We start from the raw sequence: 14309 nt of genomic DNA on the forward strand, positions 1-14309 counted from the left end.
ATTACTATTAGCGTTTAAGCAATTTCCCTTTGCCAAGCTGTTTTCGTTTTTCTCGCGCAAGGCGCTGCATATCGTCGACTCTGTCGGTTTCATCAACAATTTCTTTGCCGAGGATTTCTTCAAGCACGTCTTCCAACGATACGAGACCGCTTATGCCGCCGTATTCATCAACGGCAACAAACAGGTGGTCTCTGCGTTCCAGAAAGTTTCTGAGAACTTTGTCGAGCGTAACGGAGTCGAGCACAAAATGGACAGGGCGCATCAATTCAGTAAGCTTTGTTTCTGTGCGACCAGCTGCTAACTCTTCATAAATTGATCGGCGCATTACGATACCAATAATGTCTTCATTATCTTCAGCATAGACAGGAATACGGCTGTAATGCTTCATTTCCAATTCTTGCTGCGCTTCTTTTACTGTGAGTTCAACAGGAAGCGTGAACGAAACCGTGCGCGGCGTCATAACTTCATGCACATGTTTGTTGTCTAGCGAGAGGATATTTTGAATTGAAATAGCCTCGCTCGGTTCAATTTCACCAGCTCGACGTGAAAGGCTTACAATAGCCCTGATGTCGTCTTCCGTTGCGTTAGGCTCTGTTGCTGAAGGCGTGAGCTTTCGAGTCATCCATGAACATAGATAGATGACAGGGGTAAGCATAAATACAAGGAAATTAAGTGGTTTTGCGATAAAAGAACTTAGCTGGCGAGAATATGATACACCAAGCGTTTTCGGTAGTATTTCTGAAAAGATTAGAATGCTTACAGTGAAGCATATTGCAAAATATGGCATGTGCTCCGCGCCGTACACCTTGGTAAAAGCAGCGCCGGCAAGGGTCGCGCCAGCGGTGTTGGCAACTGTGTTCAGAGTGAGAATAGCCGTAATAGGGCGCTCAACATCACTGCGGAGTTTGAATAGAGTAGTACCGATTTTGGAACCTGTGCTACGAAGCCGTTCAATATGGCTCCATGGTACAGAATATAAAATAGCCTCAGTAATAGAGCATGTTGCCGAAATGATGATAGAAAATGCTACGGCAGTTATTAACTCAAACATGTAGTTCCTTCGAATAAATTACATACACCGTCGTGGTTACGGAAATTTGTAGGATGCAACTCCTACCATAAAACGTACTGTATATATTACAATTCTGTTTCTGTTTGAAATAGCAAAAAAGCTTCAACGATGCGTACAAGGTTTGTCGGTTCAACAAGAGGACGCCTAGTTGAACTGTGATTATACATAATTATTATTAAGTTACTGGCAAGATAGCAATATAGTAACCGTGCTAAAAAAATGCAGTAGGTACAATTAGGCGAAGTGTTCCCACAATGCCAATGGCTTCAAGCTAAGCGTGACGTATAGCATGAAGCTGTGTTTTATTTTGCTCTGTTGATATACCGTTAGCAGTGCATAGTCGTTGTTGCAGAATGTCGCATCCAGCAAACAGGGGCAGTTGTCAAGAGTCTTGTGTTTCATTTTCTTGCAAAAAACAGCATGCCGTGCGAAAGAGTCGCCAACGCTACTCCAGTATAACTGATAACAGATTCTCAGGGAAAAAATAAATGGCGCACATAAAAAATATACTGCTTGATCGTGACGGTACGGTGATTGTTGACAAACACTATTTATCTGATCCTGAAGGGGTGGAACTTATTCCTGAGGGGGGTAAAGCCCTTGCCATGCTGCAACAGGCGGGAATGCGCTTGTATGTTTTGACCAATCAGTCTGGCATCGGACGGGGCTATTTTTCTGAAGATGACCTCCATGCGTGTACTGTTCGCCTTGATGAACTTGCAGAACTTTTTGGTGCCTTGATCGAAGATACTGTATACTGCCCTCATACTCCTGAAGATGATTGCAATTGCCGCAAACCACGCACAGGTATGTGGGAGCAGCTAAGTGACATGTACGGCTTAGAGGCGAAGGAATCAGTTATGATCGGTGATAAATTTGCAGATATAGAACTCGGTAAAAATGCTGGATTAGCGGCGTCTATTCTTGTTCTCACAGGCAAAGGTGAGAAAGAGCGCCAGAAGCTGGAATTGCCTGAGGTAGATGAATCCACAGGATATGTAACTGTATCGAATGAAAATGGTTGGACGCTTGCCGTTGCAAAAGATATTTCCGCAGCCGCACGCTGGATTTCCAATGCATTCGCAGCAGGGGATAAGTAAATGGATAGGATAGGCATTTGGAATACCGCCTTTCTTGGTGATGCCGTACTGACGCTTCCGCTTATTCGCACGGTGAAAGCCGCATATCCAGATTCCCCGATAGATTTTTATGTCCGAAAGGGTGTTGAGCCGTTATTTGCTGCTCAGCCTGAGTTGGATAACGTGTATGCGTATGACAAACGCGGGGCGCAAAAATCTATTTTTGCCGCAATGTCGTTTGGTCGAGAATTGGCAAAAAAAGATTATTCATTGTGGATCTCAGCGCACACAAGTTTGCGAAGCGGTGTGATTGCTCGCTGGACATCAGCCCGTACTCGTATTGGCTACAATAAACCTGCGTTCAACAACTGGCTGTATACAACAACAGTCGATAGAAAGTTTTTTGAGCTGGAAGAGATTGAACGGCTCATGCAGCTTGTTAAGCCGCTGTCTATTACAGACACTGTGGACTGGCCGGAACTGATTTTGCCGCAGCAAGCATATAATGATGCTGATGGGTACTGGAATAAGCATGTGGATTCCCCGGTGCTGGGCGTTCATCCCGGTTCTGTATGGGCAACAAAGCGTTGGCCTGCTGAATATTACGCAGAAGTAGTCGCAAAGGCTATTGAGGCAGGCGCGCAGGTAATGGTCTTTGCCGGTCCCGGTGAAGAAGCTATAGCGCAGGACGTTATAGCCCAGAGCGGTGCGGCGCAATCAGATAGATTACTCGACCTTTCCGGCTCCCTTTCCCTTGTGCAGCTTGCAGCATACTTAAATAAACTTGATTGCTATGTGACAAACGACTCCGGTCCAATGCATATTGCATGGGCGCAGCGTACGCCTGTTACCGCAATTTTTGGTCCTACAGTTCAGGAGTTAGGTTTTTATCCTCGTGGCGAATCTTCTACCGTTCTGGAAACAGAGATAGTGTGCCGTCCTTGCGGGATGCATGGTCCTAAAACATGCCCTAAAGGTCATTTTAAGTGCATGCATTCTGTGACACCGCAAATGGTGTGGGAAGACGCTAGCAAGAAACTCTTTGGGTAGGATCTGCTTCCAGCTTATATTTTCACTGTCGTTTTATAGGGTGAAAAACTGGCTAACAGTTCTGCGCATACAATGTAAAAACAGACCCTCAAAAAATTTATATACTCCATAGCTACCTTGAATCTGCTATACTGCTCTCAATTCTAAGGAGGGTTTTATGGCAGTTTGTAGTGAAATGAAAAAAGGTGATGTCTACCATTGTTCTTCATGTCATTTGGAAATTAAGGTAGAAAAAGGGTGTGCATGCAAAAGTGACGGCGACGTTGAACAACGGTGCTCTGTTCCGTTACAATGTTGTGGTAAGCCGTTGAAAAAGAAACAAGGCTAATAAGCTCGACGCTATTAGCTTCAGTGCTAGCAGAAAAAATCAGGCAAATTATGTTTCAGTACATGGTATACGCCTGATTTTTTTGTAATGTATGTACTGCATCATGCCCTTATATTTAAATAAATGGAGACCAGTGGGAGTAACGTTTAACTTGCTTCATTTGTTTGAGAAAAATATGGATTACGTCATGTTATGTTCATTTTTTCGTAACTGTGACAACATAAAAAGAGCAGAATAGAACGTTCTGCTCTTTTATTTCAGATCGTTTTTTATTCTGCCATAGCACTGGAAAAAGTACTCGATAATCAGGCGTACTTGCTCTGAATACATTCCTTTTTTGTGTTATATGTATTTTACGGCAGTGTAATAGGAAAAAAAGAACAAGAGCAGCGCGTTAGGGGCTGCTCTTTTTTTATGTCATGGAAATAATGAATAAAAAAAGAGTATACTTGTGGGATAACGATTAGGAGAAAGCCTGTGAGTATACGTAATCAAATCGTCATTGCGTTGTTGTTTATTCTTGTCGGCTGTCTGCTTGTAAATGTGAGCAGAGCGGCAGAGTCTGCCGTTCCACAAATTCCAGAAAATGCCACCAGCACACAGGTGGACGCTATTCTTGCAGGTATGAGCGATGAGCAAGTACGGGCGTTACTAATAGAAGAGCTTCGCAAAGATATTGCATCTGCTCCAGCGACGAAAACAGAGACGAATTGGGCAGCCTCGTTTTCTGCAATGCTTACAAAGGTTCACAATCGATTTGAATACTTATTCGGCGATGCTGCACAAACAGCGCAGGACATGCCGGATGTTTTGTATGACGCTGTAAGCGGAAGCGGTAAAGTTCCCTTAGAGAAGCTTGCGACGGGAATAGTGATGCTTTCACTCGTGTGGATTGTCGTCCGCTTTCTTTATCGGAAAAAGACGCAGAAGTTACGAAAAATTATTGAGACTACACCAAAGGAGTGGGGCTTTTTAAGAAAAGTTTTCAGGCTTTGTATGCGGGCTGGTATCGACTTAATCGGCATTGTACTTTCAAGTGTTGTAATTCTCATCCTGTACCTTATTTACTACGAGCAGAACAATGCTGCTAAGCCGATTATTATATCGTGGTTTATCGCTGTTGTGCTGGTTGATACGGTTGCCTTGCTTGCACGCTTTGTTCTTGTGCCTAAAGCGGAAGGGCTACGGTATCTGCCGTTAAAAAATGAAACTGCCATGACAATTTATAAGTGGACGCAATGGATAAGTCGCATTGGGGCAATTGGACTGCTGATTTCATTTCTTATTCTTTTGCAAGGCGAAGCAGAACGCTGGTATTTGCTTTCACTGGCGATAACAGGCTTTGTTGTTGTCTGCGGTATTTCACTGTTGATTGTCTGGGAAGCACGAAACGGTACAGCAGCGTTACGCAGGGGCGCTCAGGAAGGGACATTGCGGTATCAGCTTGCAGGTATTTGGCATATAATGCTTGTGACGGCACTCTTTATAGGGTGGGGATGCTGGCTTGTTGTGCTTATGGTTCATGGTTCCAGCGCTGTTATTCCTGCCATCGCTACTATTTTGAGTGTTCCAGCATACTGCGTGATTAATTGGCTTGCGCAGCAGCTTGTTGATTGCATGAGTGGCGTGGCGCTACAGACAGGAACATGTACCTCAGCGGATATTTCTACCGAAATTTCAGCTTCTGACGACGTAAAGCCGGATGAAGATTTCGCAGAAAAAACAGACGCAAATTCAGAAAAACAAACTATTACAGCCGATCAAGACGCAATTACGACATCGGAGTCAACAGCTGTTGAGCCCAAAAAAGTAGCCTTTGACACACATATTTCAACAGCAGCGCGGTTCCGCAATATTCTAAAAATGAGCTTCCGTATCGCTATTTTTCTCGTATTGTTTATGGCATTGCTCTACATGTGGGGAATTCCTGTGCGTGTTGGCTTAGCGACGGCTCAATCGTTTATCGGCATTCTTATTACAGTGGTTGTTGCGTATATAGTGTGGGCATTTATAAGTGTGGCTATCGAGCGGAAAATTAATACTCACGGTGTTGAAGAAGCTGACACAGGTGGAGAAGGTGGCGGTGGGGGCGGAGATCGCTTTGCAACGCTTCTCCAATTATTTAGAAAATTCTTGTTTGGTTTTCTTGTCATAGTCGTCTCGCTTATTATTTTGTCGTCACTCGGTATTGATATAACTCCGCTTCTTGCCGGTGCCAGCGTGTTTGGTCTTGCCATCGGTTTTGGAGCACAGACGTTAGTCAAAGACATTATTTCCGGCATATTCTTTCTTATGGATGATGCGTTCCGCGTGAATGACTACATTCAGATTGGCGAATCAATGGGAACAGTGGAAGAAATCTCTATCCGTGCGCTTAAACTTCGCCATCATCGCGGATCGTTATTTACCATACCGTTTGGAACAATAAGCTTTGTAACGAACATGTCCCGTGGTTTTGCCATTATGAAACTGTCGTACCTTGTTCCATTTGATACTGATGTGAAGAAAATTAAAAAAATTATGAAGCGTATTAATAAGGAAGTACGTGAAGACCCTGCACTCGATGCGTTGTTACTGGATGACATTAAATCGCAAGGTGTGAAATCAATTGAACAATACGGGCTTCGTATGCGCGTTAAGTTTATGACAAAACCGGGTGGGCAGTGGAATATAAGAAAAGTGGTCTACGATAAGATGCGTAAAATTTTCAAAGAAGAAGGAATTGAGTTTGCTCGACCAACTGTAGGCGTGCATGTGCCGGACGGTGAACAATTGACTCCAGAACAGCAGCAAGAGCTTTCGGCAAAAGCGCAACAATTGGCAGATGATAGTGCGGCAGCACAGGCAAAAAGCACTGCCTAACTTCTGTATTATTATGTATGTGATAAGCCTGCGGCGCTTTTTTTGTCTCCGACGGGCAGGGAGATAATCCCCCTGCACCCCTATTATTCGAGGCAAGCCGTTCTCGTCGTCCCATACGTGGCTCAGTCGCCATGCGTCTTTTGTTGATTTGGCGGGTGATGTGGATACGGAGTTTGTTTTCGCTCAAGCACCATACCCATAATCGGGTCAAGGGGGACTCCCCCTTGCGGATGCAAGGCAGCGCCTGCCCCTCGGAGAGTCGCCGAAGGCATTCCAATAGACGACAGCGAGCGCGCTATGACTGTTCTTTAAGAAACTTGCTGATTGCTTGACGAGTTACGCCGATAAGCTGTGCTGCGCCGGATTGATTGTTGTTTGAACGATGGAGCGCTTCCTTGAAAAGAGCCGCTCGTACTTCTTTTACGGTAGGAAGCGAAGTTCCGAATGTGATTGAAGGTTCAATTTGTATGGAGCCAGAACCGTCCGGTTGATAATCATAAGACTGGGTAAGTAGCCGTTGGACGTGGCTTGTTTCTAGTACCCCGCTTGAACAACTGCCAGCGCAATCAAAGATAAGATTTTGTAACTCGCGTATGTTCCCCGGGAATGCATATTGAGAAAGAAATCCTGCTAGCTCTGAAGGATTGGAGCGTATTTTTTTGCCTGAATTGCTTTCTGCTTCTTGTAGAAAATGAGCGATAAGCTGCGGAAGGTCTTCTCTTCGTTCTCGGAGCGGTGGTATGTGCAGCAGGTGTCCCCGTAATCTGTAGAATAAGTCTCGTCGAAATTTACCGCTTTCTTGCAATTCAGTAAGATTCTGGTGTGTTGCGGCAATGATACGAGCCGATGAACGCTTTGGCATATCGGAGCCGAGTGGGCGGTATTCATGCTCTTGAAGAAGTCGCAAGAGTTTTGTTTGCGATGCAAGACTCAGATCACCTATCTCATCAAGAAAGAGCGTGCCATTTTTTGCTTTTTCCACAAGTCCCATGCGAGGCGCTGTTGCACCTGTGTAGGCTCCTTTGGTGTGCCCGAAGAGGGTGTCTGCGACGACATTATCGTCAAGCCCTGCAATATTGAGTGCAACAAATTCACCTGTACGACCACTGGAGTCGTGCACAGCCTTGGCTATAAGCTCTTTGCCAACACCACTTTCACCAGTAATAAGCACAGGGCGCGAGGTCTCTGCAATGGCTTCAATATATTGAAAGATAGAGTGCATCTCTTTATTTTGCGTTATGATGGTTGCAAAATACTCTGGGTGATCCAACTCTTTTTTGAAGAAGCGTTCTCGCAGTGATGTGTTTTCCTGCCGCAATTCGAACATTTCAATAGCATGCCGCACTGCTGCTATGAGCGTGTCGCGCTCTTCTGTTTTGACTATAAAATCGAAGGCTCCAAGCCGCATACAGTTCACAGCACTTTTTACCTGATTTAGACCGGAGACAACGAGAATTGGAATATTGGGATGCTGGGCAACAATTTGCGGAATGAGTTCTTCACCGGAAATATTGGGCATCATCAAGTCAATCGCAATGGCACAAAATTGTTGTGACTGTAAGCGGGCTAGTAGATTCGTACTGTCGTTTTCTGTGACGACGTTATCAATTCCTTTGGCGCGTAGCGTTGTTTTAAAACTTACAAGCCAAGAATCTTCATCATCAACAAGTAAAAGTGGGTGTCTTGGATAGTTACTGGACATTATGAATCTCCGCCAATAATTGCTGGCAGGTGTAATTGTGCGATTGTACCGCCTGCGGGGTTAGGAAAAAATTGAAGAGTTCCTGAATGCTCCTGAACAATTGCGGATGAAACGGATAACCCAAGACCTGTTCCTCCGGAGTCTCTTTTAGTTGTGAAGAAAGGATCAGTGATTTTTGATAAGAGATGCTCAGGGATGCCGCTTCCTGTATCTGCGACAGAAATTCCTACAAGGTTTGATTCTGCAAGGTACGCTGATGTGATGGTGACACTGTCATTTTTGCAGTTGAGCGCTTCGCAGGCGTTCACGAGCAGATTAATAAATACTTGGGAGAGGCGTTGTCTGTTACCTCGCACAGGTGGCAGTTCTTCTGCAAGGTCGGCTGTAAATGTGTTGGTGTGCATGGATATCAATTTTTCCAATAGTGGAAGTGAACTGCGAATCATGTCGTTTATATCGACATCCCACATCAATTCAGCCGGTTCTACGCGTGAGTAATCTTTAAGGTTGTTTACAATTCCTTTAATTCGAGCTGCTCCATCCTGCATGCGTGAAACGAGATTCGGCAATTCATTTCGTAGCGAAGAATATTCTAAACCACCTGCCAAAAAATCCCCGTTTTCTTTGTAATATTCTTCTAGGATTGGAGTGATGCCTTGCCAGACATCGTTAATAAGCGGCAGATTCATGGTCATAAAGCTGTTCGGGTTGTTGATTTCGTGTGCGACGCCGGAAACAAGAACCCCGAGTGAGACCATTTTATCTGCCTGAATAAGCTGCTGCTCTTTTTCTTTTGCTGCCAGTTCAGACTGTATCCGCTGGGTTATGTTGCGAATAGCGCAAACGCGAACATTTCTGCCTTGGAACGTGATATTTCGTTCCTGCACTTCTCCGATGATAGATTGAGAAGTTTTGCATGCAAACTCTCCTTGAAACCATACATTACCACTTTGCTCAGAGTAGGCTTGAACCGCTTCGCGATATTCAGGAACAGCAAGTGCATATATTTTTGTGCCGATAAGCTCTTCGCGTGTGAAACCAAACAGGGTGGTTGCTGCTTTATTTGCTTCTAAGATTGTTCCTTTATGGTGGATAAAGATAGCTTCGAACGTAGAATCTGAAAGCTGCCTGAAGCGCTCTTCACTTTCACGTAAGGCATGTTCTGCTTGTTGTCTTCGTGCAATAGCTTGTGCTTGCAAGTAGTTTTGTTGTGCCAGTGTGGAGAGTTGGTTGGCAATAAGACAAAGTGCTTTGCAGACTTTGTAGAACTGCTCTTTAGACATAATCGGTACATCTTCATATGCTTTTTGATATGCCTCTTCATCCGCTCCAATAGCTTTGGCGTACGCGATTATCTTTTTGTCCGGTTCCGAGGAAGTGCGTCTTTGTCCGATAATCCAGTTTGCCACATGCCGTTTGCCTACATAGATACTTGTCCCGCCATCTAACAGTCCGCTGCTCAAACACGGACGCATAATTGGTTCAAGCGGATTAAGAGTTCCGAATGCTGCGTCTGATCGCATGCAATTCTTCAATCCCATTTCAGTCTTGCGAATAACGTCGTTGCAAAGGCAGCAAAAGCCGCTTGGCTTTGTGATCGGTCTTCCATCAGGGTCTGTGATGATGGAGGCTACATCTGTGGCGTCGGCAAAGGCATCTTGAATTTGCTGAATTGCTGATAAATCGAAAATATTTTCAAATTTGAAATGAGAGTTTTCGGCTGGCAGGGCGCTGATGTCAGGAGGAAATTCACAAGACTGTCCGATATTTTTCCAAAGCATTTCCTCTGCTTCAAGTAGCGTAATGCGTTCTTGAAGAGAGGCAATTTCTTCATGCAACGATACAAGGGCATCATTACTTCGCTCGGCAGTTACGGGCATACATCCTTCCAGCAGCTAAAACGTGTAAACCATGTGTCAACCAAATTAACATGGTTGATAAACATAGGCAGTTAGCGGATATGCAGACGGCTAAGAACAGACAGCAAGAAAAGCTGTCAACTCTGGTTTACAAGAATGAATCACTCTACGCAATAGAACGGTGCTATTTTTTAGTAACTGTATAAAATATAATGTTATTTTTTATTTGGAACAAAGTTTTCTATAAGCATGTTGAATATCTCTGTGTTTGGTCGGCGTTTTGTTTGGCGGAGCCTCTGGTGCAGGAAGTTTCGGTACGGCTGATAGCTGCCGCTTTGTGCAAGGCGCTGCTGAGTTTTTAGAATTTATGGAGAGGGAGCTTCAATGGATCTATCAAAAGAAACAGCGTTGCGGATGATTTCAGCTGCCGAGGAAAAAGCCAATGAGTTGGGCGTGCCTATGGTTATTGCCGTAGTGGACAGAGGCGGAAACCTGATTGCACAGGTGCGTCAGGATGATGCTTTGTTGGCGAGTATCGATCTTGCGCTGAACAAAGCCTACACCGCTGTTGCCGTGAAAGTTTCCACAGAAACTTTGGGAGAACTCGCACAACCGGGTCAAAGTTTATATGGCATTCAAACTGATAAGAATGGTCGTTTTGTAATTTTTGGTGGTGGACTTCCGGTAACACACGATGACGTTATTATCGGTGGAATTGGTGTAAGCGGCGGCAGTGTAGAGCAGGATATAGCCTGTGCTGATGCTGGCTTGAGTGCGTTTTGCTAATCAGGAAAAAGTAAGGAGAAAGAGATGACAACTAATCCCCCGAAATTGGTGATTCCAAAATTGTGTGAGCCGACTGAACGTGTTTCTCAGGCACTTGAGCGTTTTGTTAATACAGCTCCTGCAATTTGTGCTGAACGCGCTGTGCTTTTGACAGAATCTTATAAAGCGACCGAAGGGCAGCCCATTGCTATTCGTCGTGCAAAGGCGCTTGAAAATGTACTGGCTAATATGTCCGTCTTTATTCAGGAAGGTGAGCTTATTGTCGGTAACCAATGCAGCATGCCTCGCTCTGCACCTATTTTTCCTGAATTTTCCTGCAAATGGGTAGAAGAAGAACTTGATCGTCTGGAAAAAAGAACAGCGGACGTGTTCCTTATTTCTGAAGAAACAAAAGAAAAGTTACGCAGTGCTTTTACATACTGGGATGGTAGAACCACTAACGAAATTGCTGCCGCTCTTATGCCGCCTGAATCATTGGAAGCGCATAACGATGTTGTCTACACAGTTGGAAACTATTTTTATAACGGCGTAGGGCATATTTCTCCTGACTACAGCAAAGTTCTCAATGAAGGTTTGAATTCTGTTGTTGAATCCGCAGAAAGCGCCATCGAAGAATTAGATTTTGCGGATGCCGATGCACAGAATAAACGTCGTTTCTTAGAATCTGTTGTGATCGCAAATAACGCTGTTATTGCATTTGCAGAACGCTTTGCAAAGGTTGCAGAAGAGCAGGCTGCTTCATGTGAAGGAACTCGTAAAGATGAGCTGCTAGAAATTGCTCGAATTTGCCGTAAGGTTCCTGCACAGCCTGCTGATACATTACAGGAAGCGTTGCAGGCGTTCTGGTTTGTTCATCTTGTTGTGCAAATTGAGTCTAACGGTCACTCTATTTCCCCTATGCGCTTTGACCAGTACATGAATCCGTTCTTGCAAGAAGGTTCAACTTCTGTGGAAAGAGCACAAGAAATGCTGGATATGCTCTGGGTGAAGTTTGCTGAACTGAATAAAGTTCGAGATGAAGCCTCCACCATGGCATTTGCCGGTTACCCTATGTTCATGAACCTTATTGTTGGTGGACAGCAACGTGATGGTTCTGACGCAACAAACGCTATGTCGTTCCTCGTTCTTCAAGCAAGCGCAAACACCAAACTCTACGCTCCTTCCCTTTCTATTCGTATTCATGAAGGCACTCCAGATATTCTATATAAACGTGCAGCAGAGGTAAGCCGCCTTGGTCTCGGATATCCGGCATACTACAATGATCGTGTGATTATTCCGGCACTCCTCGCACGCGGTTTAAGTAGAGAAGATGCACGAGACTACGGTATTATCGGCTGCGTAGAACCTCAGGTGGGCGGCAAAACTGAAGGATGGCATGACGCTGCATTCTTCAATATGTCTAAAGTCGTTGAGCTATGCTTGAATGATGGTGTGGACAGACGTACCGGTAAACAGATTGGTCCAAAGAGTGGTAAACTTGAAGATTTTACCAGCTTTGACGAAGTGATGCAGTCATACGAAGCTCAGACAAGCTATTTCGTAAAGCTGATGGCTGCGGCGGATAATGCTGTTGATATGACACATGGTAAGCATTGTCCGTTACCGTTCCTTTCCGGTTTAGTTGAAGATTGCATCGGGCGCGGTATGTCTCTTCAGGAAGGCGGCGCAATTTACAACTTCACAGGGCCACAGGGTGTTGGCGTTGCTAATGCTGGTGACTCTCTTGCTGCAATTAAGAAGCTTGTGTTTGAAGAGAAGTTGATTACTGTCAAAGAATTGCAAGATGCTCTGCACAGCAATTTTGAAGGACAGGAAGACCTGCGGCTTATGTTGGTAAACCGTGCTCCTAAATACGGCAATGACAATGACTTTGCAGACGCAGTGGCAAAAGATGCAGCCGATATCTACTGCAATGAAGTGAACCGTTACACGAACCCTCGTGGCGGTAAATTCCAGCCTGGTTTGTACCCTGCTTCTGCAAACGTACCTCTTGGTTCTGTTGTTACGGCAACTCCTGACGGACGCATGGCATGGAGTCCGCTTGCAGATGGTGTATCTCCTATCTCAGGTTACGATAGTTGCGGTCCGACTGCTTCAGTACTTTCCGTTGCAAAACTTGATCATGAAATTGCATCCAACGGTACGCTGCTTAACCAGAAGTTCCATCCATCAGCACTTGCAGGTGATAACGGACTTGAAAACCTGAAAGCAGTAACGGAAACATACTTCCAGAATGGTGGTTTCCACGTTCAGTATAACGTTATCAGCCGCGAAACCTTGGAATTGGCACAGGAAAAACCGGAAGACTACAAAGGTCTTGTAGTTAGGGTTGCCGGATACAGTGCATTCTTTACCGCACTCGACAAATCGCTACAGGACGATATTATCGCCCGTACCGAACAGACATTCTAAGCAACGTCGCGGAGCCGGATTTCCGGCTCCGCATTATAAAGGACATAGAGCATGACGTGGAAAGAACGCCAACACTCCTTTCGATTATCTGATCGATATAATGCTGCCCTGACCGGAACTGTTTTTGATATCCAGCGGTTTTCTGTTCACGACGGTAACGGGATTAGAACTCTGGTCTTTCTGAAAGGGTGTCCGCTGCACTGTATGTGGTGTCAGAATCCAGAATCGATGAGTCCGAAGCCGGAGTTGATGCGTCTTCCACACCTGTGCATTGGATGTGGTAAATGCATTGAGAAATGTCCAGAAAACGTGTTTTCGATTGACTCAGAAGGGGCATTTATTGTCGAGCGTGACAAATGCACATATTGTGGAGAGTGTGTTGCACATTGTTACGCAGGAGCCATGACCATTGTTGGTCGCTACATGACTGTGGACGACGTTATGGAAGAAGTAGAGCGTGACCGGCATTTTTATGAAACATCAGGTGGCGGCGTTACCTTTTCCGGTGGTGAGCCGACAATGCAGGCAGAGTTTCTTCTTGAATGTCTTTGTGAGGCGCATCGCAGAGGGCTGCACACAGCCATTGAAACGTGCGCTATGGTTCGTTCCGATGTATTTGAGAGAATTCTCGAGCATACAGATCTCGTGTTGACTGATATAAAGCATATGGATTCAGCCCAGCATAGAAGACTAACAGGGGCACCGAATGAACTTGTGTTGCGTAACATTTCGAATGCGGCAGCAATGGGGAAGAAACTTCGGATACGAGTCCCGCTTATTCCCGGCTGTAATGATTCCGTAGAAAATATAGAAGCAACAGCAAAATTCGTTTCTTCGCTTGGTTCAAATGTTGAATCACTGGATATCCTCCCATACCATAGACTTGGTGAGCCAAAATGGGAGCAACTGGATCGGACATATCCTTTGCATGGCATTGAACCTAATGCAAAGGAAACTGTGCTTACTATGCATGGAGTCGCGCAAAAGTACGTTGAGAGTGTGACAATAGGCGGATAATCGTAGATTGTAATTTGAAACTTAACACCTTGATGAACTTAGGGCTTCAAAACAAGAAGCCCCATGATATGTTGTCCTTACATGAAAAAACTCCACAATGGAGGGATAACTACATGGGGCATAAACAGATTACATTTGAAGA

General features: G+C 44.9%; 10 protein-coding genes. 7 read left to right on the forward strand and 3 right to left on the reverse strand.

The features are described from left to right. Window positions 1-7 precede the first annotated feature (7 nt). The gene (locus N4A56_RS02900; protein WP_293668478.1) at window positions 8-1051 is read right to left on the reverse strand and encodes a hemolysin family protein; all 1044 of its coding nucleotides are present in this window, start codon (window positions 1049-1051) and stop codon (window positions 8-10) included. A 509-nt stretch (window positions 1052-1560) separates the two neighbouring features. Here N4A56_RS02900 and N4A56_RS02905 point away from each other — a divergent pair. The 4 genes from N4A56_RS02905 (at window position 1561) to N4A56_RS02920 (ending at window position 6391) form a co-directional block, all read left to right on the forward strand. Next, on the forward strand, window positions 1561-2172 hold the full coding sequence (locus N4A56_RS02905) for an HAD family hydrolase (RefSeq protein ID WP_293668480.1): 612 nt from the start codon (window positions 1561-1563) through the stop codon (window positions 2170-2172). Next, entirely contained in the window at window positions 2173-3201 is a 1029-nt protein-coding gene (gene waaF / locus N4A56_RS02910; protein ID WP_293668481.1) for a lipopolysaccharide heptosyltransferase II, read from the forward strand. A 157-nt stretch (window positions 3202-3358) separates the two neighbouring features. After that, window positions 3359-3529: a hypothetical protein gene (locus N4A56_RS02915; RefSeq protein WP_293668483.1), complete on the forward strand. Its 171-nt coding sequence runs from the start codon at window positions 3359-3361 to the stop codon at window positions 3527-3529. A 477-nt stretch (window positions 3530-4006) separates the two neighbouring features. Beyond that, a complete protein-coding gene (locus N4A56_RS02920; protein ID WP_295544952.1) occupies window positions 4007-6391 on the forward strand; it encodes a mechanosensitive ion channel family protein in 2385 nt (794 codons plus the stop codon). Window positions 6392-6686: 295 nt separating this feature from the next. Here the strand turns inward: N4A56_RS02920 and N4A56_RS02925 are convergent, their stop codons facing one another. Next, window positions 6687-8093: a sigma-54 dependent transcriptional regulator gene (locus N4A56_RS02925; RefSeq protein WP_295544954.1), complete on the reverse strand. Its 1407-nt coding sequence runs from the start codon at window positions 8091-8093 to the stop codon at window positions 6687-6689. After that, on the reverse strand, window positions 8093-9973 hold the full coding sequence (locus N4A56_RS02930; RefSeq protein ID WP_295544955.1) for a PocR ligand-binding domain-containing protein: 1881 nt from the start codon (window positions 9971-9973) through the stop codon (window positions 8093-8095). The genes N4A56_RS02925 and N4A56_RS02930 overlap by 1 nt, the downstream gene beginning before the upstream one ends. A gap of 363 nt (window positions 9974-10336) precedes the next feature. Here N4A56_RS02930 and N4A56_RS02935 point away from each other — a divergent pair, with 363 nt between their 5' ends. Genes N4A56_RS02935 through N4A56_RS02945 form a run of 3 tightly spaced genes read left to right on the forward strand, consistent with a single transcriptional unit; the run spans window position 10337 to window position 14167 of the window. Continuing rightward, window positions 10337-10738, forward strand: a complete 402-nt coding sequence (locus N4A56_RS02935; RefSeq protein WP_293668489.1) for a heme-binding protein — start codon at window positions 10337-10339, stop codon at window positions 10736-10738. Between the two features lie 24 nt (window positions 10739-10762). Further along, entirely contained in the window at window positions 10763-13150 is a 2388-nt protein-coding gene (locus N4A56_RS02940) for a glycyl radical protein (protein ID WP_295544957.1), read from the forward strand. A gap of 51 nt (window positions 13151-13201) precedes the next feature. Continuing rightward, window positions 13202-14167, forward strand: a complete 966-nt coding sequence (locus tag N4A56_RS02945) for a glycyl-radical enzyme activating protein (protein ID WP_295544958.1) — start codon at window positions 13202-13204, stop codon at window positions 14165-14167. The last annotated feature ends 142 nt before the right edge of the window (window positions 14168-14309 follow it).

The sequence above is a fragment of the Halodesulfovibrio sp. genome (assembly GCF_025210605.1).
Lineage (GTDB): Bacteria > Desulfobacterota > Desulfovibrionia > Desulfovibrionales > Desulfovibrionaceae > Halodesulfovibrio.

What these genes read in the sequence shown, in the direction of transcription:
- N4A56_RS02925 (WP_295544954.1), bottom strand. Translation starts at nt 8,093, where the DNA reads ATGTCCAGTAACTATCCAAGACACCCACTTTTACTTGTTGATGATGAA.
- N4A56_RS02940 (WP_295544957.1), top strand. Translation starts at nt 10,763, where the DNA reads ATGACAACTAATCCCCCGAAATTGGTGATTCCAAAATTGTGTGAGCCG.
- N4A56_RS02935 (WP_293668489.1), top strand. Translation starts at nt 10,337, where the DNA reads ATGGATCTATCAAAAGAAACAGCGTTGCGGATGATTTCAGCTGCCGAG.
- N4A56_RS02915 (WP_293668483.1), top strand. Translation starts at nt 3,359, where the DNA reads ATGGCAGTTTGTAGTGAAATGAAAAAAGGTGATGTCTACCATTGTTCT.
- N4A56_RS02930 (WP_295544955.1), bottom strand. Translation starts at nt 9,973, where the DNA reads ATGCCCGTAACTGCCGAGCGAAGTAATGATGCCCTTGTATCGTTGCAT.
- N4A56_RS02900 (WP_293668478.1), bottom strand. Translation starts at nt 1,051, where the DNA reads ATGTTTGAGTTAATAACTGCCGTAGCATTTTCTATCATCATTTCGGCA.
- N4A56_RS02905 (WP_293668480.1), top strand. Translation starts at nt 1,561, where the DNA reads ATGGCGCACATAAAAAATATACTGCTTGATCGTGACGGTACGGTGATT.
- waaF (WP_293668481.1), top strand. Translation starts at nt 2,173, where the DNA reads ATGGATAGGATAGGCATTTGGAATACCGCCTTTCTTGGTGATGCCGTA.
- N4A56_RS02945 (WP_295544958.1), top strand. Translation starts at nt 13,202, where the DNA reads ATGACGTGGAAAGAACGCCAACACTCCTTTCGATTATCTGATCGATAT.